Here is a 25,215-nt window from a genome sequence, read left to right on the forward strand (position 1 = left end):
TTTCATGAAATCAGTCTGAAACAAGCATTTACAGCCGGCATGTTGAAAAGGAAAGGATGAGATAAGATATGAATTCAGGAGATACAGCTTTTGTAATTATCTGTGCAGCTTTTGTATTTTTAATGACTCCGGGGCTGGCGTTTTTCTACGGCGGTCTGGTACGGAGAAAAAATGTCGTCAATACAATGATGGCCTGTGTTGCCATCATGGGACTGTCCGTCGTCATGTGGATGCTCTTTGGCTACTCACTGGCGTTCGGCGGAAATCATGCCGGAATCATCGGAGACTTCCGCTGGTTCGGATTAAACGGCGTTGGAATGGATGTGGGCCCTTATTCCGATTCTATTCCACATCTGGTATTTTGTATGTTCCAGATGATGTTCGCCATGATCACCCCGGCCCTTATTACCGGTTCTCTGGTAGGCCGTATGAAATTTAAAGCATTGTTTATTTTTATCGCCCTTTGGTCCATCATCGTTTACTATCCGATGGCTCATATGGTATGGGGATCCGGCGGATTCCTGGCTTCCATCGGTTCCGTGGACTTTGCAGGCGGTAACGTAGTACATATCAGTTCCGGTGTCAGCGCCCTTGTTCTCGCCATTATCCTTGGCAGAAGAAGAGGCTATGAACATACCACATACCGGATTCATAATATACCTTTTGTTGTACTGGGTGCTTCCCTCCTCTGGTTCGGATGGTTTGGTTTCAACGCAGGAAGCGCATTAAAAGCCGACGGACTGGCAGCTCACGCATTTATGACTTCCGCCATTTCCGCCGCAGCCGCTCTTCTTTCCTGGATGGCCATCGATGTCATCAAGACAGGAAAACCTACGCTGGTCGGTTCTTCCACCGGTCTGGTTGTCGGTCTGGTCGCCATCACTCCTGGCGCCGGTTTCGTTCCGATCTGGGCTTCCCTCATCATTGGTATCCTGGTAAGCCCGATCTGCTACTTTGGCGTAGCTCTTGTTAAGAAGAAACTGAAAATCGATGACGCTCTGGATGCCTTCGGATGCCACGGTATCGGCGGTATCTGGGGAGGTATCGCGACAGGTCTGTTTGGCCAGTCCTCCATCAACAGTGTCGCTCAGTGGAACGGCCTGGTGTTTGGTGACTTCCATCTTTTTGCCGCTCAGATCATCGGTATCATTGTCACCATCGCTGTTGCCGTTGTGGGCACACTGATCTGCGTGGCAATCGTGAAAGTATTTACTCCTCTTCGTGTCACTGTCAAAGAAGAGCAGATTGGACTTGATATTACGCAGCATGGAGAAAGCGCATATCCAAGCTTCAACGGATTAGATCAGTAAGGTGGGAAAGAATATGATGTATAAAATCGAAGCATATGTAAGAGAAGAAAAATTTGAAGATGTAAAAAAAGCTCTGGACGACCTCAACGTCAACGGTCTGACCGTATACCAGGTCATGGGCTGTGGTATCCAGAGAGGATATAAAGAAATCGTGCGAGGCATGGAAGTGGACATGCAGATGCAGCCGAAGGTTAAGTTCGAGATTGCCGTGTCATCGGAAGACTGGGCGGAAAAGACTGTGGACGCCATCCAGAAGGCCGCCTACACCGGTGAAGTCGGAGACGGAAAGATCTTCACTTATGAGATCCGCTCCGCATTAAAAATCCGTACAAAAGAAACCGGCTACGACGCCATTCAGGAATCAGAATAATAAATGTGAGGACGGGAGGCCGCAAAGCCTCCCGTTTTTTATGTATGGAGATGACAGACAGACGCACATTCAGGACAGCGGTCCACCTTCCGGCAGTGATACACATTCCGGCGGTGACCGGCGCTTTCCACACCCGCCCCACGGCGGGGATGACCCCGGAAAGGTCAGCGCCTCCGGAATCAAAGAAAAAGAAATCAATCTGGCGATCGCTCTCAAGTGCCGCACGGTTCTGGAACAAAACGGCATCCGGGTGCTGATGACCCGGGAAACCGACTGCAGTCTGGAAGATTCCGGCGTCTCCAATAAAAAAGCCAGCGATTTAAGGAACCGGAAAGCTTCCATCACAGGGGCAGCGCCAAACTGTGCGGTGAGCATCCATCAAAACAGCTTTCCGGACAGCTCCCAGCACGGTGCGCAGGTCTTTTATCAGGCAGGCAACGAAAACAGCCAGCGGCTGGCCTCTCTCATCCAGGCACAAACCGTATATCTGACCGGTGAGGAAAATAAGAGAGAAATCAAACCCAACTCTGATTACTACCTTCTCAGGGACAACGCAGTCCCCACGGTCATCGCCGAGGTCTGCTTTCTCTCTAATCCTTCCGAAGCCGAGATGATTACGGATGAAAATATGCAGGAAAAGGCTGCCTTCGCGATTGCAATGGGGATCATGCAGTACCTTTATTCCTGATAATCTCCCTTCCCGCGGCGCTCTCCTGTCCGCCGGCGAAATCTTTCTACGGAGGACGGCGCTCCACGGGACGGCCTGATATCTGCTTCTGGTTCATGATTTCCGGCTTCACATATTATATTACTATATATATTATTGATTTACAATATATTTTGTGAATTCCTTGTGAAAACGTACTTATTTACAGATATGTGGGTGATTTTAACACTTTACAGTTTTCAGAATAATGTTTATACTATACACACCACATATTCTTGTCCTGTCATCCGGACGGGACAACAATCTCCATATACGATATCCTGATATGACTTTATCAAAAAGGAAGTGAATTCATGAAATTAGAGAAATTAAATGACAATCAGATACGATGTACATTAAATAAATCTGACTTAGATAAACGGGAACTGCGGCTCTCTGAGCTGGCTTACGGTTCCGCCAAGGCACGGGCTCTCTTCCGTGACATGATTCAGCAGGCCTCCATCGAACTGGGATTTGAGGCGGATAACATTCCGCTGATGATCGAAGCCATTCCGATTTCCAATGAGTGTCTGGTACTCGTTGTCACCAAAGTGGAAGACCCGGACGAACTGGATACCCGATTCTCCCGCTTCTCCACTCCTTTTGACGATGAGGATGCGGATGATGACTATTCTTCGGATGTGATCGACGCGGAGATTTCCGATGCCGATGCTTTCGATGAAGAACCTCTCTCCTTTGGCGACAGCCTGGAAGAGGATCTCACTTTCGACAGCTCTTCCGATAAGGACACCGGCAGGCAGGCAGCAGACGACGCCCTCGATCTGATCGCGCCGTTCACCCAGGCTATTGCCCAGGCTAAAAAAGAAGTTCTCAGGAAGAAGCAGGAAGCCTCCAAAAAGAAACACAATCTGCAGATTTATACGTTTTCCAGTCTGGACACCATCACACAGCTGAGCGCCTTCCTCACTCCGTTTTATACCGGAGGAAGCCGCCTGTACAAAGATGTTTCCGGCAAAACCTATTATCTGCTTTTAATGAAAGAGCAGTGTGAGCGCGAGATTTTCAAGAGAGCCTGCATTATCGCTTCCGATTACGGAACCTCCATGAATGCCTCCTACTCCACACTCTCATATTTCGATGAACATTTTCAGCCGGTGTTCCGGGAAAATGCACTGGAGACATTGAATCAGCTCAATTAAATACCGTTTTGAACGGATTTTTCTCAAAGAAATGTATTCTTTTCAGAAAGATTTTTCAGATACGTGGATGCACAGTCTTGTTTCAGACAGGGCTGTGCATGTTTTTTATGGGAATTCCATAGGAATACAATCTCCTATGAAATAAAAAAGCTGCCGTCCGGCGGGTACCGGCTATACCGATTCCGCCTTCCTGCAGCGTCTCTCAGCTATTTCGCTGTTCTTTCCATGAAAGAAATCATATTATTTATTTTTATTCGCCAGATAGTCATTAATGCGGACAAGCACCTGGTCTGCGTCCATGCCGTGAACCATGCATGCTTCTTCCAGACTCTCCATGGCGGAGGATGGGCATCCTACGCAGTGCATTCCTGCTGCCATTAAGATGGCGGCGATTCCCATATCCATCTGAAGCATTTCTCCGATCAATGTATCCTTTGTAACAACCTGAGCTGCCATATCTATTCCTCCTGTTATTGTTTGCAAATTCTGCTTGTTTATGGGGTACTTTACACAGTATAATACACCCGCCAGAAAAATTCAATAGGGCAGAAAAAATTCATAGATTTTTACTATGATAATTCCGACATCATCCGAATCTTCCGGTAATATAACTCTCGGTCCTCGGATCTTTCGGTCTGGCAAACAGCTCCTGCGTCTCCCCGTACTCAATCATCTCGCCCAGCAGGAAAAATGCCGTGCGGTCTGAGATTCTTGAGGCCTGCTGCATGTTGTGGGTGACGATCACAATGGTATAATCCTTTTTCAGATTCATGGCCAGCTCTTCGATCTTCGATGTGGAAATGGGATCCAGCGCCGAGGTGGGCTCATCCATCAGGATGACTTCCGGATTCACCGCCAGCGTTCTCGCAATACAGAGACGCTGCTGCTGCCCGCCGGACAGATCCAGCGCGCTTTTCTTCAGTCTGTCTTTCAGTTCATCCCAGATCGCCGCCTGGCGGAGGCTCCTCTCCACAATATCGTCCAGCTGCGCTTTTTTCCGGATTCCAAATATCCTCGGCCCGTACGCCACATTATCATAGACGCTCTTTGGGAACGGATTGGGCTGCTGAAATACCATTCCCACCTTATAGCGGAGTTCGATACCGTCCATGTCCCGGTAAATATCTTTTCCATCCATGTGAATGGCTCCGTCGATCTTTACATTATTTACAAAATCATTCATCCGGTTCAACGTCTTCAAAAATGTGGATTTGCCGCAGCCGGACGGCCCGATCAGCGCCGTAATCTCATGTTCATATATTTTCATATTGACATCTTTCAGGGCATGAAACGCTCCATAATGAAGATTAATGTCCCGGACGTCAAACTTTACATTTCCTTCGCTCATTCTTCTGTCTCCTTTTCTCCCGGTATTTGTTCTTCCATTTTCCAGCAGCCGCCATCACACTTTTTCTCCGGCGTTGCGGACTTCAATCCGTCTGCTCCAGGCGTTGGCCGCCACGTTGAAGACGAGTACGAGAAGCAGCAGAATCGCCGCAGCCAGATCAGCCAGAGCCGGATCCTGCCCGTTAATCTGCAGGTTCCAGATCTGTGTGGACAGTGTTTCCGCCGGCCGCAGAAGATTCAGCGGACTGGTTGGTGAAGTGATATCCCAGTTTCCCCACCGGAGGGTGCTCCCCGATCCGGTCGTGTAAAGGAGCGCCGCTGCCTCTCCAAAGCCTCTTCCTGCCGCCAGGATCACTCCCGTCATGATCCTCGGAATACAGGCCGGAAGGACCACATGGAACACCGACTGCCATTTGGTCGCTCCCAGTCCCAGACTGCCCTGGAAATATCCCTCCGGCAGACCGCGGATGGCATCCTCTGTGGTGGTGGTCAACAGAGGGATGGTAAGGATTGACACTGACAGCGCTCCTGCCAGCAGGCTTTTTCCCATACCGATGAATACCAGGAAGACCAGATATCCGAACAGGCCCACCACGATGGACGGAAGCGAGGATAAAGTTTCAATACAGATTCTTAAAAATTTAGTCAGAGGACCATCCTTGGCATAGACGGCCAGATAGATACCGGCGAAGACTCCCACCGGCACCGAACACAGCAGAGAAATGAATACCAGGTAGATGGTGTTAAACAGCTGATTTCCGATGGTCCCCTGCCGCTCAAAACCGAACATCTCCGGCTTTGCCTCCAGAAATCCGCCGATGATGACTTTTCCCGCAAAGGCTGCCAGCAATACAAGAAAGAATACGGCAACCGCATAAAATACAACCGTCATAATCCGGTCTGTTCTTTTCGCCCATCTCATTCGTTCCTTCATCTTACTTCTCTCCTTTCCTGCCGCTTCCGGATAAACGATGGATCAATGTGATGCAGATCAGAGAGATCAAAAACAGCAGAAGCGCCATGGTCCACAGGGCCGCTTTCAGTTCTCCTCCCTCCATGGCATTTCCCATCTGAGCCGCGATCTCAGTCGTTAATGTCTTTGTGGTGGAAAAAATACTGGTTGGAAGCGCCGTGGTCTGTCCGATGACCATGGCCACCGCCAGCGCCTCACCGAAAGCCCTGGCCAGTCCCAGGATCACTCCCGTTATAATGCCTGAGGATGCCGCCGGCACCATCACCCGCCAGATGGCCTGCCACCGGGTGGAGCCGAGTCCATAGGCGGCATTTCTGCATTCGTCCGGCACCGCAGCCATGGCATCGGCGGATACACTGGTGATCGTAGGGAAGATCATGACCGCCAGCACCAGCCCGGCAGCAAGAACAGAATGTCCCACCTGCCGGTGAAATACCGTCTTGATGGCCGGGACTAAAACAGTCAGTCCCACCCATCCGTATACCACGGACGGAATCCCGGCAAATATTTCCACAATAGGACGGTAAAATTTCTCACCGATCCCCGGCGCGATTTCTGTCATAAAGATTGCGGAACCCAGAGCAAAAGGGGTCGCAATGAGCAGAGCCAGACCGCAGGTTACCACGGAACCCACAATAAAAATCAGCGCTCCGGTCTGTCCGCCGCCTTCCGCGCTGTCCGCCGGATTCCACTGGGCAGAACCCAGGAACCCCCAGATGGTGTGTCCGAATTTGAGAAATGTATCGGAACCTTTATAGATCAGAAATGCACCGATGATCATTGTCAGCGCGATGACAAAAAGTCCAAAGAAAATTGTAACGCCCCGCCATACATATTCTTTGTAAAACATCCCCTGCTTCTTCTTTTCAATCATATGTATCCCCTTTCCTCCTGATTTTGCCACCCGGATGTCCTGTCCCGTCCAAAAGAGAAACGGGCTCATCGCTCGATAAGCCCGCTCCCTTTGATATCCTTTTCCGGGATAATCATTTTTAATGTTCGGTTACTGTCATTTTAGAAGATACGCCATATCCCAGCTGTTCCATATTTGTGCCGTATTCATCAGACATGATGTATTTGATAAATGCATCGCAGACCTCATTAGGCTCGCCTTTTGTATACATATGCTCAAACGTCCATACCGGATAAGCACCTGAATATGTATTTTCCAGTGTCGGCTCTACACCATCGATGGAGACAGTGGATACACCCGGGTCACCAGTCAGATAAGACAGTGCCACATAACCGATAGCACCTTTTGTATCTTTAACATTCTGAAGAAGTACTCCGGAATCATCCGTTTCCATAGATGCATTGGATGCCTCTTCATTTCCATCAAGGGCATATTTTTCAAAAGTTGCACGGGTTCCGGAAGAAGTCGGTCTTGTTACTAATACGATATCCTCATCTGGACCGCCCACATCTTTCCAGTTGGTGGTCTTTCCTGTAAAGATGGAAATTAACTGATCTTTGCTCAGGTTTGTCACGCCGCCTTCTTTTACATCGTTGTTAACGATTGGCGCCATGGTGATAACACATACCTGATGATCCACCAGTTCGCCTGCCTGTGTGGCATCCAGTTTCTCATCCGCTGCTACGTCAGAGTTTCCGATATCAACTGTTCCCTCAGCTACCTGTTTTAAACCTTCACCTGAACCGCCGGCATCCACTGTGATCGCCACATCCGGGTACTGTTCACTGAAAGAGTTTGCTGCGTCATCTACAAGAGGTTTTAAAGCGGAAGAACCGGCTGCTGTGATAGTGCCGCTTAAATCCTGGTCTGCTGCGTTTCCTCCGGTTTCTGAGCTGGCTTCTGTGGTAGCGGCAGCCTGTGTCGATGTATCAGAGTTTCCGCTTCCACATCCTGCAAGAAGTCCTGAAGCCATAAATACTGCCATACAAATTGCCAACATCTGTTTCTTCATTTGAATGATCCTCCTTTTGTCTTTCTTTGCTCAATAAAGTATTTAAATCTTTATTTGTTCTGAATTATAGAGCTCTCATGTAAAAAACGACATCTCGGACCTGTAAAAATCAAGTAAAAAGTCAGATAACTTTCTATTTTTATTATTACATATCTGTAAATAATGTAATAAAGTCAGAAAATATTGGCAATATATTCTTTATATAACACAATACACTTAAAGATGAAAAGTCAACCAGCCGCTTATTTTTCAATTTCTTTGATGAGGTTGATCATCTCAATGGCACTCAGCGCACAGTCATATCCTTTGTTTCCCGCTTTGGTTCCGGCCCGCTCGATGGCCTGCTCAATGTTCTCCGTGGTCACAATACCGAACAATACCGGAATGCCGGATTTCAGACCAACCTGAGCCACTCCCTTGGAAACTTCATTGCATACATAATCATAATGGCTGGTTGCTCCGCGGATCACCGTTCCCAGCGCGATGACTGCGTCATATTTTCCGGACTGCGCCATCTTCTCACAGATCAGCGGGATTTCAAAGGCTCCCGGAACCCATGCCACGTCAATGTTCTCCTCTTTCATTCCGTGACGAACGAGGCCGTCAATGGCTCCGCTCAGAAGTTTGGAAACAATGAACTCGTTAAATCTCGCACACACGATACCTACTCTCTCTTCTCCGCCTACTACTTTTCCTTCAAATATTTTTACTCCCATGATTCATTCCTCCTGATATTTTTATGGTTATTCTTATGGTAATTTTCAAATGATTTCTCTTTTCACAAAAAGATCCTGAAGTTCTTTTCTGTTCTCTTAATATTTCGTGTAATGCCCCATCTTTTCCTGTTTGGTTTTCAGGTAGAAAAAGTCATCCTCGTTGGCCTCGATGATGATCGGCACCCGCTCCACAATTTCGATGCCATATCCGGACAATCCTACCACTTTGGCCGGATTGTTGGTCATCAGGCGCAATTTTTTGATTCCAAGATCCGCCAGAATCTGCGCGCCGATACCGTAATCCCGCAGATCTTCCGGAAATCCCAGAGCCAGGTTGGCTTCCACCGTATCCATGCCCTGATCCTGCAGCTCATAGGCTTTCAGCTTGTTAATGAGACCGATTCCCCGGCCTTCCTGGCGCATATAAAGCAGTACGCCCCGGCCTTCTTTTTCTATCATCCGCATGGCCGCCGCATACTGCTGACCGCAGTCACAGCGCCTTGATCCCAGGGCATCGCCGGTGAGGCATTCCGAATGTACCCGGCACAATACCGGCTCACCGTCTGCCACATCTCCTTTTACAATGGCGACATGATGCTCGCCATTTAACTTATTCACATAGCCGTAAATACGAAAATGTCCGTAATGGGTCGGAAAGTCTGCCTGTGCCTCGCAGCTTACAAAACTTTCCGTGCGGCGGCGGTACTGGATCAGATCCGCAATGGTAATGATTTTCAGATGATGCTCAGCCGCAAACTTCATGAGCGCAGGCACCCGCGCCACCGATCCTTCCTCATCGAGAATGCCGCAGCGCAGTCCCACCGGCCGCAGTCCCGCCATCACCGCCAGATCCACCGATGCTTCCGTAAATCCGGTCCGCTTCAAAACGCCTCCCTGCAGTGCCACCTTAGGCACCATAGTTCCCGGCCTCTTAAAATTATCCGGGGCGGCGTTTTCCGCCGCAGCCGCCATCACTGTCCGGGAGCGGTCTGCCGCCGACACGCCATCGGTCACATCGACGCTGTCAATGGTCACCGTGGATGTGGAACGGGACAGTTCCCGGTTCTCCCAGATCAATTCCTCCACGCCGATCTTTCTGGCCACATCCTCGGAAACCGGCATGGTCATCATACCTTTTCCGTAGGTGAGCATAAAGTTCACAGCTTCCGGCGCAGCAAACTGTCCGGCTATGATCAGGGCTCCGTCATTTTCCACGTCGCCGTCGTCCACCACAATGATCATCTTCCCCTGTTTGAAATCTTCCAGGGCCTCCTCTATGGTATTGAATTGAAATGTATCCATTTTGTCTGTCCTCCTTGTTGCTTATGTTTTTATTGTTTCTCTTATTGTCGTCTGTTTTTGTCTGTTCTGCGGTTTGCCCTTTCCCGCAGTTGATCAGAATCCATGGCTTTTCAGGAAATCCATGGTAATACCTGACTGTGGTTTCTCCTTACTTTCCTCATACCGAAGGAGCTTTTCCACATATTTGCCAACCATATCTGTCTCCAGATTGACCGTATCCCCCGGTTTTTTCTCCAGCAGCGTAGTGTTCGCTCCCGTGTGAGGGATCACTGAGACCGCAAAACTCTTATCGTCCACCCGCGCCACTGTAAGGCTGATGCCGTCGATGGCGATGGAACCTTTCTCCACAATATATTTCAGTACCGCCGGTGTCGTCCGGATCGTGATCCAGATGGCGTTATCGTCTTTTTCCATGGATGTGATCGTTCCCGGATCATCCACATGTCCCGCCACGATATGACCGCCGAAACGGCCGTCGGCCGCCATGGCTCTTTCCAGATTCACCCGGCTGCCGCTTTTGAGCGTTCCCAGATTAGTCCGGCGCAGGGTCTCATGCATGACATCCACGCTGTAACTGTTTTTGTCAAAGGAAGTCACCGTGAGACACACACCGTTGGTGGCAATACTGTCTCCCACATGAATATCTTCCATCACTTTTTCTGCCTGAATAGTGATGACGGCCGACTGCGCACCCATTCTGATGCTTTTCACCACGCCGACTTCCTCTATGATGCCTGTAAACACCGCTGTCCTCTCTCCTTTCTCCATGTGCTGCTTCAGCCATGTCACATTTCTCTGACTGCGTCATTTTTTCTGATGTACTCATGCTTCTCCGGTTATGTCGTATTCCAGAAGAATATCCTTGCCGAACCGGCGCATATGGATCTCCTGCAGCTGCCAGGCTTCCGACGCCAGACTGACGCCCCGGCCTTCCACCGGCGTCCTGGCCTCTGCCCCGCCGAATATCTTCGGCGCCAGATAACAATATACCCTGGAGACAATTCCTGCCTGCAGCGCACTCTCGTTGAGGGTTCCGCCACCCTCCAGCAAAATGCCATCAATCTTATTCTCGCCCAGCTTCTCCATCAGACAGCTCAAATCGATCCGGCCGTTCTTCTCCGGTATCTCCCAGATTATCACTCCCTTTTCTTCCAGAAGCTTCATCGTTTCCCGGTCCGCCCCCGGCAGACAGGCCGTGATGAGCGGCTGATCTTTGGCCGTCTGCACCAGTCTCGATGCGGCCGGGATCCGCAGATAGTCGTCGCAGACAATCCTCACCGGATTCCTCCCTCCTTCCATGCGGCAGTTGAGCATGGGATCATCCGCCAGCACCGTTCCGATACCGACCATGATACCTTTATAATGATTGCGCAGAATCTGCACATGTCCCCGGGCCTCTTCCCCGGTCACCCACCGGGAATCTCCCGTATGGCAGGCAATCTTTCCATCCAGAGTCATGGCATATTTCATAGCCACAAAAGGGCGCCCGGTGCGTATGTAATGAAAAAACACTTGATTGATGGCGTCACACTCTTCCTTGAGGACATGAGTGACCACCGAAATGCCATGCTCTCTTAAGATCTGAAAACCTTTGCCCGAGACCAGCGGATTCGGATCGTCGGAACCGACCACCACTCTGGTGATGCCCTCTCCGATGATGGCCTCCGTACACGGCGGCGTCTTTCCATAATGACAGCAGGGCTCCAGGGTCACATAAATGGTGCTCCCCTCCAGGCTGTATCCGGCTTCTTTGGCGTGGGCAATGGCATTTCTCTCTGCATGAAGCTTCCCATATTCCTCATGCCAGCCTTCCCCGAGAACTTTTCCATCCCGGACGATCACCGCCCCCACCAGGGGATTGGGATTCACATGACCGCTGCCCCGCATGGCCAGTTCTATCGCTCTTCTCATATACTGCTCATCGGTCCGGCCGGCCGCATGCAGTTCTTCTTTATGACTCGTATCGTTCTTATGCTCCATATTGTCACATGCTCCTTCCCTGTCGCACAAATAAAAAAGGCCCTGAAACCAATCGCTTCACGCGACTAATTTCAGGGCCTGTCACTGCCATCTGCACACACAGATCATTACATCTGCATGCATAAATAAATAGAAACATCTTCTACCATCCGGACTATACCGTCGGCTCCGGAATCTCACCGGAATCCTGCCTTTCGGCTCGCGGGCTCGCACAGACACCGCACATGGTGCTGCTCTGTGATTACCGCCGGTGGGGACTTGCACCCCGCCCTGAAGACCGTTTTCATTTCTTTGGTTATTATAACTCTTTATTCATGTGTTTTCAAGAGTTTTTCTGTGAATTTATACAAACGCTGTCTGCAGCCCATCTTCTCACGCCGTCCGCCCCCAGCTCTCCGGAACCTTTCGCCCGATCAGCTCTTCCAGCCGTGCAGTCTCCTCCTTATAGTATCTGTTCAGAAACTGGCGGGTGCGGGGAAACATTTTTGATCTATCCGTTTCCGGCGCAATGCAGAAGGTGAGAATATGCCGGAATCCTCTGCGGAACGCCCGCGTAGCTGCAGGGCAGCGCCCCAGATGAAGGAAATCCATAAACAAGTGATAGATTCCCTGAGCACCATACATGATCTTGCTGCGCAGAGGAGATACCGCGCAGAAAATGCTCTCATTGCTTTTGACGTTATAATTGACTTCCGGGTCTTTTTCCACCCGGATAAACTCCAGAATATCTTCCACGGATTCCTGCTGGTTCTGAACCATCTCCTCAAAAAATACAAACTTCATGTTTTCTTTCGGAAAATACCGCAGGTATTCTTCTATACAGCGGGCATAATTGCCCTGGGAAAAGCACAGATATTTCAGCCGCCGGCGCATGATCTGTCTGCGTTTCACCGGACTTTCCAGAACACGGTGCACATATCTGTCAAAGGCCGCCGCATGCCCCCTCTTCTGATCATCCTTCACCGTCCGGCAGGGAAGGAATCCCAGCGGCAGGAAATACTTATATGCCGAATAGCACCGGTCCGCCGGATCGCGCATGAGAAAAATGAGACGGGTCTCTTTCGGAAAATCCCGGCCGATCTTGTCTGCGCATCCCCGAAAGGACAGACCGGCATTGATCTCTCCCGGCGTCTGTCCGCTTTCCGGGCGGAAACGTCCAAAATATCGCTTTTCATACCATTTTTTGCCAAGGCAGGGCCGAAGCAGCGGAACTCTGTAAAACATAGGTTCCTTAACCCCTTCTGTCAGGTAAATTTTTTTATGCTGCCGTAAAATATCATACAAAGAAGTGGTTCCACATTTCTGGAATCCGATACACATAAAAGCAGGTTTCATTTTGTCATCATCAGGGGCTCTCTCCCCGCCTTTCTTTCGTATTTTTACCTTGATTTATCATTCCTGAAACCAATATTGATTTTCAGCTAAAATATTTTACAAAAAAACTGTGTCGGCTCTGTGGATAAATTGAAAAAAATTTGAAAAAATTTTGCAAATAAATGCTTTTATTTATAAAAAAAATATTTTAAAACCAGAAAATGGACAGTTTTCTATTCGTATTGTATAATAAACTCAGCTTAATAGTTCATAATTACAGGAGGTATACTATGTCAGGAAAAATTCTTATTGTCGGACAGTCCGGCGGTCCCACGGCGGTTATCAACAGCAGTCTCTACGGAGTTGTGTCGGAAGCCCGCCGTCATCCCGAAGAAATCAGCCATGTTTACGGTATGGTCAATGGTATCGAAGGCTTTTTAAATGATACCATCCTTGATTTCGACGAGGCTCTTCCGGGAGACAAGCTGGACGCTCTTTTATACACACCGGGCGCTTATCTTGGTTCCTGCCGTTACAAGCTTCCGGAATCTCTGGACGATCCGGTTTATCCGAAGCTTTTTGAGAAGTTTAAAGAAATGAATATCGGTTATTTTCAGTACATCGGCGGAAACGATTCCATGGATACAGTGAGCAAGCTCTCCCGCTACGCCGCTTCCACAGGCAGTGACATCCGCATCATCGGACAGCCAAAGACCATTGACAACGATCTGGTGCAGACCGACCACACCCCAGGATACGGCAGCGCCGCCAAATATGTGGCGTCCACTGTCCGGGAAATCGTTCTGGATGCCAATGTCTACGAGAAAGAATCTGTCACCATCATCGAGATCATGGGCCGTCATGCCGGCTGGCTCACAGCCGCCTCTGCTCTGGCCCGGAAATATACCGGAGATAACCCGATGCTCATCTACCTGCCAGAGACCTCCTTTGACACTGAAGATTTCCTGGCAAAGATCAGCCAGTGTCTGAAAAAGAACTGCAATGTCATCGTCTGCGTATCTGAGGGCATTCACGATAAAGAAGGCACTTTTATCTGCGAATATGATAATTCCGTCGGAACAGATACCTTCGGTCACAAGATGCTTGCGGGCTGCGGCAAATATCTGGAAAATCTTGTCCGCTCCCGTCTGGGCGTGAAGGCCCGCTCTGTGGAGTTCAACGTCAGCCAGCGCTGCTCTGCTTCCATGCTTTCCGCCACAGACCAGCAGGAGGCTGCTGCTGCCGGATCTTTCGGCGTAAAAGCCGCTCTGCAGGGAGAAACCGGAAAGATGGTTTCCTTCCAGCGCCAGACTACGTCCGACGGCTCCTACCGGATGGACTGCGGCCTCACCGATGTCAACGAGGTATGCAACAAGGAAAAGACGGTGCCGCTGTCCTGGATTTCCGCTGACGGCACCGACGTGACGGAAGAATTCATCGCCTACGCCCGCCCACTGATCCAGGGCAGGGTGGACGTACCTCTCGGAGAGGACGGCCTTCCGGCTTTCGTTTCCCGGAAATAATTCCGTCTGAACGGTCATCATCTCCCGGAAATATTTTCGCCCGATGGGCATAAAAATCCCCTCCCGGTACAGGACATCTTCTCGTTCTGTTCCCGGGAGGGTTCTTTTTCTGCGCTGACTGCGCAGTGTTTCTTCGGTTTGTTTTGCAGCCTTCATGCGGCATTCTTCTGCCTGCTTATAATATCCCCGCGATATATCTTTCCGTCTGCCTCATGATCTCTGCCAGATTCTTAAGGTCTTTTTGTACATTTCCTGTCTCCAGGGAATGGTTGGCTCCGGCCGTCTCATAAAGAGGCAGATGCCTCTTCCGGCATTCTTCCTCAATGATCTCCGTCCTCGCCCACGGGTCACTGGTTCCGTGAAACACGATTCCTTCTTCTCCGATGGCCATAAAAGATTCTTCCACCGGCGTATAATATACCTGACGCGCAGAGATGTGATTGTGCAGGGCAAAGGCTGCCGCCACAGCGGTTCCGATGCTCTTGGAAATAAACAGCACATCTTCACAGCCGGCAAAGTCCACCTGGCAAAGCTGGCCGGCGACACAATCGCTGGCCGCCTCAAAGGCTTCCAGCATTTTCTCTCTGCTGCCCTTGATGCCGGATGGCAGTTCTCCGTAGCTTACCTCAAGAATCTCATAGCCCCGGGCTGCCGCCAGCTTCTTCCCGTAGTAGAGAAGAGGCTTGTCCGTGTGATAGCCGACTCCCGGAAATATCACCGCTAGTTTTTTGTCCATGTTCTCTTCCTCCTGCTTTAAGCCAGACCCTCTGGTCAGTATCCCTGTTGCAGCTCATAAGAATGAATCAATTCCACATTATACTGTTCCACATCATTTAAAACAGAATCGTCAAAGGCCGCGGCCGCCGTCTGCGCCACATACCAGTCCTGTTTGTTAAAATAATTCTGGATATCCTGATCTGTGAACATTCTGCCATGGCGGGCGTAAATTTCATTTCTTGTGATACACAGACCGTAGGAATCCAGACAGGACAGTTCATCCCAGGTATAGCGCACACTGTTTGTGTAGGCCAGATGATCCGCCTTCTCATAAGGATTGGAACCGGTATCGTTTCCCTTGACCAGATACACGTTTTCGCTTTCCCCTTCGCTGTCTTCACTTCCTTCTCCGTATCCGTCCTCTGTGTCTTCACCGGCATCTTCATCTTTCCTGGCCTGTCCGATCGCAATGGTAATCTCTGTATTTCCTTCTGTGTCCGTGGCCGCAGAGATGATCTCCTCATGCTTTTTCTGCAGTACAGAAAATCCGAGAATCACCGCTGTCAGCGTCAGCGCGACAATGATCACGGCACTGATCATCATTCTTCCTGTTTTTCCGTCGCCTTCAGGGTTCCACATCAAACTCCCCCTTTACAAAAATAAAAAATGTGTTTTATTGTCTAATAACACATTTTTTCTCCTGTTTTTATTATAATGGATAATACTGGTTCTATCAACCCTTTATGATAATTGTTCATTATAATTTAATACAAATGTAATTAATAATTATTCTCAACAAGAAACAGATACTTAGACAGATATCGATATGAAACGAAAAACATGGTTTTTGGTTTGAAAATAATACAATTTTACCAGTATTTTTCTTGGAATTCCGCTTGATATTGGCGGAAATCTAGTATAAAATAAGGAATACAGAACAAGAGAGTTTTGTAATAATCTAAACCTAAAGGAGGATATACTAATGGCATACGTAATTTCTGATGAATGTATCAACTGTGGAACTTGTGAAGGTGAATGTCCAGTAGGCGCTATCAGCGCAGGCGACGGCAAATACGAAATCGACGCTGATTCCTGCATCGATTGCGGAACATGCGCAGGTGCATGCCCATCCGGCGCTATCAGCCAGGAATAATCCGGATTTTCAGAAGAATTTCCGTTACGCAAAAAAGAGTGTCTGTCTCGGCAGACACTCTTTTTTTGTGCGATAAGCTTTTCTAGTCACTATATTTTCCTCTTGTTTTTCCGGAAAAAGCGGCTTTTCTTCCGGCCGCCTTCCTCTTTGGATACGGCGATTTCCTGTCTTGCCTTTTGATGGCTGCGGATGGCCTCATCCAGTTTCTTATACCGGGCTTCCTCCCGCTCTTCTCTTTCTTCCATGACGTCATCGATTTCCCTGATCACTCTGTTGCTGATCCGGTCTCCCATGACATCTCCCATATTTTCTGCCTGTTCTCTCAGAGCTTTTCCTATGATACGGCCCATGATAGATTCAAATTCCCGCATTTTTTCCTCATTGCTGCGAAGAGACGGGGCTGTGTTTTCTCTCGGAGCCGGATGACGCTCGGCATGTCCTCCTCCTTTCCTCAGGGTGACTACTTTTCCGCCCTGCCCGTTTTCCCTGAAATCGCTCTCTTCCCCGTCTTCTTCCTCTGCCGGTCTCAGTTCGGTATCTCTGCCGGTTTCAGCATGATTCTCATGACCTGCGTATATATCTTCGCTGTCGTCTTCCCGGAATCTTCCATCCTCTCCGGATTTACCACTTTCCCGGGTCCTGTCCTCCTCCCGGGAACTCTCCTCCTCTTCGATCCCCATATTTTCCAGCTCCACCTGCGTAGCCAGCAATTTATGTACATCAATGAGTTTCTTCTGTTCCAGATCCGGCAGCACCTCTTTTACCGCCTTTAACTGAAATCCTTTATTCTTTAATTCTTTGATACAGTTTAACAGCTGTATTTCCTCTTCTCTGTAATAACGGTGTCCCAGTTCATTTCTCGGAATGGTGAGCCCCAGCTCTTCTTCCCAGTACCGCAGCACATGATTCTCCACCTCCAGCAGCCGGGCAGCTTCTGAGATGGAATATCTTTTTTCCTTCATATTTTCTCGCTCCTGTCATACTATATTTTACTGCGAAAGCCCCGGACAGCAGCTAAAATCCAGCGCATCCGGCTTTCATAACTGATAATGGCGGCATAAGCAGTCATGCCTGTCTGCATATCGGCATATTCATAGTATAACAAGATTCCGGTTCCATTCTCAATGATATTCGTCTTCTAAAAACAGACAAAAGGAGCGGAATTCTACTGAATCCGCTCCTTGTTGGCAAATTTCGTGTACTGTCCCAGCCAGACAAGCTCAATGCTTCCGGTGGCACCGTTTCTCTGCTTGGCCACGATGACCTCTGCTATATTCTTTTTCTCTGTATCCGGATTATAATATTCATCCCTGTACAGGAACATAACCACGTCGGCGTCCTGCTCGATGGCTCCGGATTCACGAAGATCCGAGAGCATCGGCCGGTGGTCCTGTCTTGCCTCCACGGCACGGGAGAGCTGTGACAGGGCAATGATCGGGATATTTAACTCTCTGGCAAGAACCTTCAGGGCACGGGATATCTCTGAAATCTCCTGCTGTCTTGATTCATTTCTGCGGGTATTGCTGCCGCTCATCAGCTGCAGATAATCGATCACAACCATCTCGATGTCATACGTCTGTTTATATTTTCTGCACTTGGAACGGATCTCCGCCAGAGAAGATGCGGTATCGTCAATGATCAATTTGGAATTGCCGATGAGGGCCGCCCCTTCCAGAAGCTTCTCCCAGTCGGAATCCCTCAGATCACCGGTACGGATCTGCTGAGAATCCACCATGGACTCTGACGCCATCAATCTGGTAACCAGCTGTTCCTTCGACATCTCCAGACTGAACATGGCCACCGCATGGTTATCTTTGAACGCCGCATACTGGGCAATATTCAGGACAAAGGCCGTCTTACCCATGGCAGGTCTTGCCGCCACTAAAATAAGCTCCGCCGGGTGAAGCCCCGTAAGCTTATAATCAAGCTCGGTAAAACCGGTGGCAATGCCGGTGACTCTTCCTCTTGTCTTTGCCGCCTCCTCGATGGCGTTCAGCGAATTCAGAACAATCTCCTGAATCGGCACAAAGTCGGACATCCGGTTCCGGTTCTGCAGCAGGCCGAAGATCTCTTTCTCGGTTTTCTCCAGAATAGCCGGCGTCTCCTCCTTGCCCAGATAACAGGCATTACCGATGTCCTCGGTCACCTTGATGAGCGCCCGGAGCGTTGCCTTGTCATGAACGATCTGAGCATACTGCCGGACATTGGTGGAAGTGGGAACGATATCCACCAGTTCCCGGAAAAAATCCAGACTGGAAAGTGCTTCCGGCACATCCTTCTCCTTCAGCTTATCCTGAAGAGTGATAAGATCCACCGGCTTTCCTTCCTGGTAAAGCTCCACCATGGCTTCAAACAGGATTCCATACTGACGCTGATAGAAATCCTCCTTGACAAGGATATCCTCCGCCTCCACAATGGCGTCTCTGTCCATGAGCATGGAACCCAGCACCGACTTTTCCGCCTCCTCGCTGTGCGGCTGTATTCGTTTGATAAAATTCTCGTCTACTGTCGGCATATCATCACATCTCTATATATCTCATTACAACTCTGTATGTTTACATTTCTGATACTTTTACCTTGAGAGTCGCTGTTACCTTCGGATGAAGCTTGATCTTCACATTGTGTACACCCAGACTCCTGATCGGTTCGTCCACGGAAATCTTCTTCTTATCCAGTTCCATATCCAGCTGTTCTTTGGCCGCTGCCGCGATCTCCTTGGTGGAGATGGCGCCGAAGGTCTTGCCGCCCTCGCCCACTTTCATCTTTACTTCCACAGACTTCTCGGAAAGGTCTGCCGCCAGGGCCTGCGCCGCTGCCAGCTGCTCTGCAGCCACCTTATCCTGATGCGCTTTCTGCAGTTTCAGGTCATTGATATTCTTGCCGGTGGCCTCCACACCCAGCTTCTTTGGCAGGATAAAGTTCCTTGCATAGCCGTTGTTGACTTCCACCATATCTCCTTTTTTACCTAAAGCCTTTACATCTTCTAATAAAATTACTTTCATAATCTGTCCTCCTGTTTTATCTGTTTTCTTTTCCTGTTCGCTGTCTTCCATGGCATTGAAAAGAATCCGTCAGATATCTCCTTCCTTCTTCATCGAAGCCAGCAGATTCTTCAAATCATTGACCACTTCTCCCATGGTTCTATCCTTAAGCTGTGCTGCTGCCACCGTGAGATGGCCGCCGCCGCCAAATTTCTCCATTATAATCTGTACATTTAAGTCATCGATAGAACGGGCGCTCACATAAATGCAGCTGGAAAGCTGTGTGATCACAAAACTTCCCCGGATTCCCTGAACATCCAGCAGGGCATTGGCCGCCTTCGCTCCGATGACCGTCGCTCCGTCAATATTTCTTCCGTCAAAAGTTGAAATCGCAAATTCATCGTAAAACAGTTCTGCACGGTTGATGATCTCCGCGCGGATCTTGCAGTTCTCCATATCTTCCCGGAACATTTTCCGGACTCTCGTCACATCCGCTCCGGCACGGCGGAGATAAGCCGCCGCCTCAAATGTCCGGACTCCCGCTTTCACAACAAAATTATCCGTGTCCACCAGAATACCCGAGTACAGGGCATCGGCCTCGATGGCCCGCAGCTTCGGCTTATCCGGAATATACTGTAAAATCTCCGCCACCATCTCACAGGATGAGGAGGCGTAAGGTTCCACATAGGAAACCACCGCATTTTTGATCGTCTCGTTATTCTGCCGGTGATGATCCAGCACCACGATGGTCTCAATCTGTTTGATCAGTTCCGGACACTCTGTCATGGCCGGAAGATTGACGTCCACGATCACCAGCATGGAGGAGGCGTCCTTCAATGACAGCGCCTGCTCATTGCTGATAAACGGAAAATCTTCCGCCCCGGTGTCATTGATCATTCCTTCTATGATCGGCCGTATGGCCGCGCAGTCCTTATCCATGACAATATAGGTCTTCTTGTCAAAGGTTCTCGCCAGTCGGTAAATACCGAGAGCCGCTCCCACGGCATCCGCATCCGGAAGCTTATGTCCCATAATGAAAATCTTGTCATGGGTCATGATGATCTCTCTCAGGGCGTGGGCCTTCACCCTCGCCTTGACCCTGGTGCTCTTTTCCACCTTCTGGGTCTTGCCGCCGTAATAGGAAATGGAATCTCCATCCTTGACCACCGCCTGATCACCGCCCCGGCCCAGAGCCAGATCCATGGCGATACGGGCGCTGTCATAGGTCTCCACGTAACTCGGCGCATTGACGCCCACACTGATACTCAATGTCATGGATAATTCATTACCGATATTGATCATCCGGACTTCATCCAGCAGGGAGAACTTGGACTCCATGAGCTTCTGCAGGTTCTTTTCCTCGAACACAAAAAGGAACTTATCCTTCTCGAACTTCTTCACAATGGCATCCAGCCCCTGCATGTAACGGATGACCTTCCGCTCCACCAATGCCAGCAGAAGGGACTGCCGCACCTCTTCCATGTTCTCAAGGACTTCCTCATAATTATCAATGTAGATGAGACCGGCGACCATTCGCTTGCTCTGCGACTCTTCCCGGTACTCCATGAGCTGAGTCTCATCAAAAAAATAGAAGGCAAGCAGTATGCTGTCAGGACTGGCCTCTTCGCCGCTCTTTTCTTCTTCTGTCAGACAGACACTCTTGCACTCCACCCGGTACTTTTTCTCATCCAGGGTAATACAGAACTCTTTCGTGTTCCCGGGCTTCGGAAATACCTTTTTGTAAAGAGAAGCAAACATCTGCGTGATGTTCTTCTTCCCCGTCTTTTCTCCGGCCATCTCAGCGAAACTGCTGTTAAACCAGATGACCATTCCATCGTCGTCCGTTAAAATATAGGGGATGGGCAGTTCTTTTAACAGATCCTTCTGTATCTGTCCCTGCTCAAATCCCGCAGAGAGAAGCTCCGCCGCCGCCAGTTTTTCAAAATATTCATAATGAACAACTGCGACCACCAAAAAAATAAAAGCCCCCGTTATGATCAGGTACCCGTAAACCGGACGAATGGACATGATAGAAAATCCGACCATAAGAAAGGCTGCTACCATAATAATAGACAGCCATAAATTGAACTTAATCTGTTTTGAGACTTTTTTATTTTGTTTCATTTCCTTCACCAGATAAATTATTAAACATATGGCTTCTCAGCCAAACTTCATAAAACCTGCGAATATATTGTGTTATTATAGCACTATTTCCTGGTTTTTAAAAGGAAATCTTTTTTGAAAAAGGGGATAATGAAAAAAATAACCCGGATACTGTTCCCAATCTCCCGGGAACCGGCCCTTCCTTCAGAATCGAAGAAGCCTCCCGCAGCAGCTGTAACTGTCCACTGCGGAAGGCTCCTTATTATAAATTTTAAGAGGAAGAATATTTCATTATTTGCTTTCGTTTCTGGCCTGCAGCGCCATCTTAGCCTGCAGATTTCTCTGGAACTGGTCGATCAGCACCGCCAGGATAATAACAAGTCCACGGATTACCTTTTGCCAGAACTCGGATACACCACACATGGTCATACCGTCATTGATGATACCGATGACAAAGGCACCGATGACTGTTCCGCCGATGGTTCCGACACCGCCGGCCATGGAAGTTCCGCCGAGAACTACCGCCGCGATGGCGTTCATTTCCCAGGAATCACCGGTGTTTGGATGAGAAGCCGCGATCTGCGCCATGGTGACAAGACCGATCAATGCGGAGCAGGCACCGGAAATAGCGTAAACCATAATGGTATTTTTCTCAACTTTGATACCGGAAAGACGGGCTGCCTTCTCGTTACCGCCGATGGCCAGGATATGCCATCCAAACGGAGTCTTCTTTAATACAAATGCCGCGATGGCCGCCAGGATCAGGAACAGAACTGCCGCGATCGGAATGCCCGGGAAATCTCCCACTGCAAAGATACGGCTGTCAAAGTTCATGATACCCACATTTCCGAGGGCTTCATTTCCTCTGATATTGGAAAATGTATTTCCGCCGGAACGGATATTTGCAAGGCCACGGCCGATATACATGGTACCCAGTGTTACGATGAACGGCGCCAGCTTACATTTGGCAACCAGCCATCCATTGATAACACCCACCAGAATACCCAGAAGGATACAGATCACAGTGATCACCGGCACACTGAAATACAGCGTCACTCCGGCGAACTTCAGGGTAAGACCTTCCTGAATCAGGCCGCCGGCGACCATACCTACCAGACCGACGACAGAACCAACGGAAAGGTCGATACCGCCGGTGATGATAACGTAGGTCATACCAATACCAAGAATACCATACTGCGCCACGTGCTTGCACACCAGCAGCAGTGAATTTACTGTACAGAATGAATCTGCCACCACAGAGAAGAATATAAACAATATAATAAGTACGAAAAGTGTTCTTCCCTTTAAGAGCGTCATGGCAAGATTTGAATTACCTTTTTTCTTATTCATCTTGATTTCTCCTTTTCTCCCATATCTAATTCTTATGATGACCCTTATAGGATGCCAGAACCAGGTTGTCTTCCGTGATATCATCGCCGGTAAACTCTGCGGTCTTGATTCCGTTGGAAAGAACGATCACTCTCGTGGCAATGGACAGCATCTCTTTTAACTCGGAACTTACGCACATGATGGAAAGTCCTCTGTCCGCATACTGATTGATGATATCGAACACCTCCGTCTTGGCTCCGATATCAATACCACGGCTTGGTTCATCCATCAGCAGAATCTTCGGGTCTGTCAGAACGCCCTTGCCGATTACACATTTCTGCTGATTACCGCCGGACAGGGATAAAATCGGAAGGTGTTTATCTGCCACTTTAATATGAATATCTTTAATCTGTGCGTCCACACATTCATCTTCCGCTTTTTTGGAAAGAATAAAGCCTTTCGCATAGGTTCCCAGACTGGAAAGGGAAATATTTTTCTCTATATCCAATGTCTGGACAAGACCTTCCGCCTGCCGGTCTTCCGGCACCAGCGCAAACCCGTTCTCAATCTGTTTGGAAATGTTCTTGATCTTCATTTTTTTGCCTTCCAGGTAGACCTCTCCGGTGTGTTCCGGATGAAGTCCCATGAGACATTCAAAAATCTCCGTACGTCCGGCTCCCATCAGGCCGTAGATACCGAGGATTTCCCCTCTCTTCAGGTTAAAGCTCACATGATCAAGGAGCCATCCGCCGCCCTTCTTCGGAAGACATAAGTCTTTGACTTCGAGAACCGTTTCCTGTTTCTCCCAGTCGATATTTCTCTCTTTCTTCGGATAGGACTTGTCGCTTCCGGTCATTTTCTCCACGATCCATGGCACATCAATATCTTTGACATCGGCGTCATCCACATATTTTCCATCTCTTAAGATGGTTACGTGGTCGCCGATTTCCATGATTTCTTCCAGACGATGGGAAATGTATACGATGGAGATTCCCTGGGCGTTGAGCTCTCTCATGATCTTGAAAAGTACCTGTACCTCTGACTGGGACAGGGAAGAAGTCGGCTCGTCCATAATCAGTATCTTAAGATTCTCCTGGGTAAGATTCCGGGCGATCTCGATCATCTGCTGCTGACCTACACGCAGGTTGCCGACCAGCGCCTCCGGGTCAATGGGATATTCCAGACGATTCAGAATCTCCTCTGTTTTCTTTTTATGTTCTGCATTGTTGACAACGACGCCCTTTTTCTGCTCGTTGTTCATAAAAATATTCTGATATACATTGAGGTTCGGAAAGAGGCTTAATTCCTGATGGATAATGCCGATTCCCTTTGCTTTTGCTTCCGTTGTGTTCTTGAAGCTTACCTCTTCCCCTTCCAGATACATGGTTCCGGAAGAAGGCTGTTCAATACCGGCAATCTGTTTCATAAGGGTGGACTTTCCGGCTCCGTTCTCACCGATCAGGACATTGACCTTGCCGCGGTACACATCAAAATCAACGTCATCCAGAGCCTTTGTTCCGGGATACACCTTTTCCATATGCCGACATTTCATTACAATATCTTTGTTTTCTGCCATCCGTGAATCCTCCTTTATAAAATATGACAACCGTTCTTCCTACTGAACTGTAAGAACGACAGGAGTGATTACCATTTCCTTTGCAGAATCCGCTGTGAAGCATCCGACCAGATCGACGGTCGCTCCCTCGGTGAGCTGATCGTAGACCGGCTGAACAACGGTTTCATCCACCTTCTGTAACATACTTGTGTTAATCTGGTTCCATTCCGTCTGGTTGGTAAAGTCTGCGAAATTGATGAAGGACATATCATCACGAATGGAACTGTTCTTATACTGACCAATCTGGCAGGTGATCACCGTATCTCCCTCATATCCCGGAACAGACAATGTGATCGTTCCGTAGAAGGAATCCTTATCCACCGCGGTGATGGTTGCTCCCTCTGCCTTTACACTGTAATTATAATAGGTAGCGGATGCCGTCTTGACACCGTCAAATTCCTCGCCAAGGCTGGTCAGGTCTCCGCCTGCCTTATTCAGGACTTCAGTGATATCCGCTGCCTTTGACTCACATTCCGGAATAACCTGTGAATCCCAGATACTCTCTACGCTGTCACCAGGGTTGAACTCCACCTGTCCCGTCAGTGTGCCCTCTTCTCCGATCTTTACCACTTTCACACATCCGGTAAACAGCGTGGCCGCCATCGTTGCAGCTACAGCCGCGCATACAATACGTTTTACCATGGTTTACTTCCTTTCTTCCTAAAGAATCATTTACCTGTTTTTTACTTTC

The 25,215-nt window shown here is 49.0% G+C and carries 26 protein-coding genes and 1 riboswitch; of the genes, 6 read left to right on the plus strand and 20 right to left on the minus strand.

What is annotated here, in order from left to right; all coding sequences use genetic code 11:
• The first annotated feature begins 68 nt into the window (after window positions 1-68).
• The 4 genes from B5E53_RS05965 to B5E53_RS05980 all read left to right on the plus strand — a co-directional run bounded on the left by B5E53_RS05965 (window position 69) and on the right by B5E53_RS05980 (window position 3,546).
• Window positions 69-1,310 carry an ammonium transporter gene (locus B5E53_RS05965; protein ID WP_087313132.1) on the plus strand — a complete coding sequence of 414 codons (1,242 nt, stop codon included), beginning with the start codon at window positions 69-71 and terminating at the stop codon, window positions 1,308-1,310.
• A 13-nt stretch (window positions 1,311-1,323) separates the two neighbouring features.
• Window positions 1,324-1,680, plus strand: coding sequence for a P-II family nitrogen regulator (locus B5E53_RS05970; protein WP_087313133.1), 357 nt, complete (start codon window positions 1,324-1,326; stop codon window positions 1,678-1,680).
• 40 nt (window positions 1,681-1,720) lie between these two features.
• On the plus strand, window positions 1,721-2,368 hold the full coding sequence (locus B5E53_RS05975) for an N-acetylmuramoyl-L-alanine amidase (RefSeq protein WP_087313134.1): 648 nt from the start codon (window positions 1,721-1,723) through the stop codon (window positions 2,366-2,368).
• 332 nt (window positions 2,369-2,700) lie between these two features.
• Complete coding sequence (locus tag B5E53_RS05980) at window positions 2,701-3,546, plus strand: adaptor protein MecA (protein WP_087313135.1); 846 nt, start codon at window positions 2,701-2,703, stop codon at window positions 3,544-3,546.
• A 240-nt stretch (window positions 3,547-3,786) separates the two neighbouring features.
• On the opposite strand, the gene B5E53_RS05985 is transcribed toward B5E53_RS05980, so the two are convergent.
• The 10 genes from B5E53_RS05985 to B5E53_RS06030 form a co-directional block, all read right to left on the minus strand.
• On the minus strand, window positions 3,787-4,002 hold the full coding sequence (locus B5E53_RS05985; protein ID WP_087313136.1) for a DUF1858 domain-containing protein: 216 nt from the start codon (window positions 4,000-4,002) through the stop codon (window positions 3,787-3,789).
• Window positions 4,003-4,132: 130 nt separating this feature from the next.
• Complete coding sequence (gene pstB / locus B5E53_RS05990) at window positions 4,133-4,894, minus strand: phosphate ABC transporter ATP-binding protein PstB (protein ID WP_087313137.1); 762 nt, start codon at window positions 4,892-4,894, stop codon at window positions 4,133-4,135.
• Between the two features lie 54 nt (window positions 4,895-4,948).
• Entirely contained in the window at window positions 4,949-5,827 is an 879-nt protein-coding gene (gene pstA / locus B5E53_RS05995) for a phosphate ABC transporter permease PstA (RefSeq protein WP_087313138.1), read from the minus strand.
• Window position 5,828: 1 nt separating this feature from the next.
• Window positions 5,829-6,740: a phosphate ABC transporter permease subunit PstC gene (gene pstC, locus B5E53_RS06000; protein WP_087313278.1), complete on the minus strand. Its 912-nt coding sequence runs from the start codon at window positions 6,738-6,740 to the stop codon at window positions 5,829-5,831.
• 118 nt (window positions 6,741-6,858) lie between these two features.
• Window positions 6,859-7,791, minus strand: coding sequence for a phosphate ABC transporter substrate-binding protein (locus tag B5E53_RS06005; protein ID WP_087313139.1), 933 nt, complete (start codon window positions 7,789-7,791; stop codon window positions 6,859-6,861).
• Between the two features lie 242 nt (window positions 7,792-8,033).
• Complete coding sequence (gene ribE / locus B5E53_RS06010; protein WP_087313140.1) at window positions 8,034-8,507, minus strand: 6,7-dimethyl-8-ribityllumazine synthase; 474 nt, start codon at window positions 8,505-8,507, stop codon at window positions 8,034-8,036.
• Window positions 8,508-8,603: 96 nt separating this feature from the next.
• Window positions 8,604-9,809: a GTP cyclohydrolase II gene (ribA, locus tag B5E53_RS06015; RefSeq protein ID WP_087313141.1), complete on the minus strand. Its 1,206-nt coding sequence runs from the start codon at window positions 9,807-9,809 to the stop codon at window positions 8,604-8,606.
• 93 nt (window positions 9,810-9,902) lie between these two features.
• The gene (ribE, locus tag B5E53_RS06020) at window positions 9,903-10,553 is read right to left on the minus strand and encodes a riboflavin synthase (protein WP_087313280.1); all 651 of its coding nucleotides are present in this window, start codon (window positions 10,551-10,553) and stop codon (window positions 9,903-9,905) included.
• Between the two features lie 78 nt (window positions 10,554-10,631).
• Entirely contained in the window at window positions 10,632-11,789 is a 1,158-nt protein-coding gene (ribD, locus tag B5E53_RS06025) for a bifunctional diaminohydroxyphosphoribosylaminopyrimidine deaminase/5-amino-6-(5-phosphoribosylamino)uracil reductase RibD (RefSeq protein ID WP_087313142.1), read from the minus strand.
• A gap of 133 nt (window positions 11,790-11,922) precedes the next feature.
• Window positions 11,923-12,071: riboswitch (FMN riboswitch) on the minus strand.
• A 90-nt stretch (window positions 12,072-12,161) separates the two neighbouring features.
• A complete protein-coding gene (locus B5E53_RS06030; RefSeq protein WP_087313143.1) occupies window positions 12,162-13,124 on the minus strand; it encodes a sulfotransferase domain-containing protein in 963 nt (320 codons plus the stop codon).
• A 269-nt stretch (window positions 13,125-13,393) separates the two neighbouring features.
• On the opposite strand from B5E53_RS06030, the gene B5E53_RS06035 reads away from it, so the two are divergent.
• Window positions 13,394-14,626 (plus strand): 6-phosphofructokinase, encoded by a 1,233-nt coding sequence (locus B5E53_RS06035; RefSeq protein ID WP_087313144.1) that lies wholly within the window; start codon window positions 13,394-13,396, stop codon window positions 14,624-14,626.
• Between the two features lie 175 nt (window positions 14,627-14,801).
• On the opposite strand, the gene B5E53_RS06040 is transcribed toward B5E53_RS06035, so the two are convergent.
• Window positions 14,802-15,362: a hypothetical protein gene (locus tag B5E53_RS06040; RefSeq protein ID WP_087313145.1), complete on the minus strand. Its 561-nt coding sequence runs from the start codon at window positions 15,360-15,362 to the stop codon at window positions 14,802-14,804.
• Between the two features lie 35 nt (window positions 15,363-15,397).
• A complete protein-coding gene (locus B5E53_RS06045; RefSeq protein WP_087313146.1) occupies window positions 15,398-15,982 on the minus strand; it encodes a YARHG domain-containing protein in 585 nt (194 codons plus the stop codon).
• A gap of 343 nt (window positions 15,983-16,325) precedes the next feature.
• Between B5E53_RS06045 and B5E53_RS06050 the strand changes: the two genes are divergently transcribed.
• Window positions 16,326-16,496, plus strand: coding sequence for a 4Fe-4S binding protein (locus B5E53_RS06050; protein WP_087277618.1), 171 nt, complete (start codon window positions 16,326-16,328; stop codon window positions 16,494-16,496).
• An 89-nt stretch (window positions 16,497-16,585) separates the two neighbouring features.
• On the opposite strand, the gene B5E53_RS06055 is transcribed toward B5E53_RS06050, so the two are convergent.
• The 8 genes from B5E53_RS06055 to B5E53_RS06085 form a co-directional block, all read right to left on the minus strand.
• Window positions 16,586-17,458 (minus strand): MerR family transcriptional regulator, encoded by an 873-nt coding sequence (locus B5E53_RS06055; RefSeq protein ID WP_087313147.1) that lies wholly within the window; start codon window positions 17,456-17,458, stop codon window positions 16,586-16,588.
• A gap of 20 nt (window positions 17,459-17,478) precedes the next feature.
• Window positions 17,479-17,601 carry a hypothetical protein gene (locus B5E53_RS19935; protein WP_275532668.1) on the minus strand — a complete coding sequence of 41 codons (123 nt, stop codon included), beginning with the start codon at window positions 17,599-17,601 and terminating at the stop codon, window positions 17,479-17,481.
• A gap of 60 nt (window positions 17,602-17,661) precedes the next feature.
• The gene (gene dnaB, locus B5E53_RS06060) at window positions 17,662-19,011 is read right to left on the minus strand and encodes a replicative DNA helicase (RefSeq protein ID WP_087313148.1); all 1,350 of its coding nucleotides are present in this window, start codon (window positions 19,009-19,011) and stop codon (window positions 17,662-17,664) included.
• Between the two features lie 40 nt (window positions 19,012-19,051).
• The gene (rplI, locus tag B5E53_RS06065; protein ID WP_087313282.1) at window positions 19,052-19,498 is read right to left on the minus strand and encodes a 50S ribosomal protein L9; all 447 of its coding nucleotides are present in this window, start codon (window positions 19,496-19,498) and stop codon (window positions 19,052-19,054) included.
• 69 nt (window positions 19,499-19,567) lie between these two features.
• Window positions 19,568-21,601: a DHH family phosphoesterase gene (locus tag B5E53_RS06070; protein WP_087313149.1), complete on the minus strand. Its 2,034-nt coding sequence runs from the start codon at window positions 21,599-21,601 to the stop codon at window positions 19,568-19,570.
• Between the two features lie 270 nt (window positions 21,602-21,871).
• Window positions 21,872-22,930 (minus strand): ABC transporter permease, encoded by a 1,059-nt coding sequence (locus tag B5E53_RS06075; protein ID WP_191531082.1) that lies wholly within the window; start codon window positions 22,928-22,930, stop codon window positions 21,872-21,874.
• Window positions 22,931-22,955: 25 nt separating this feature from the next.
• Window positions 22,956-24,485 (minus strand): sugar ABC transporter ATP-binding protein, encoded by a 1,530-nt coding sequence (locus B5E53_RS06080; protein ID WP_087313150.1) that lies wholly within the window; start codon window positions 24,483-24,485, stop codon window positions 22,956-22,958.
• 39 nt (window positions 24,486-24,524) lie between these two features.
• Complete coding sequence (locus tag B5E53_RS06085) at window positions 24,525-25,166, minus strand: DUF2291 domain-containing protein (RefSeq protein WP_087313151.1); 642 nt, start codon at window positions 25,164-25,166, stop codon at window positions 24,525-24,527.
• Window positions 25,167-25,215: the final 49 nt, after the last annotated feature.

This window comes from Eubacterium sp. An11 (assembly GCF_002161065.1).
Lineage (GTDB): Bacteria > Bacillota > Clostridia > Lachnospirales > Lachnospiraceae > Anaerobutyricum > Anaerobutyricum faecale.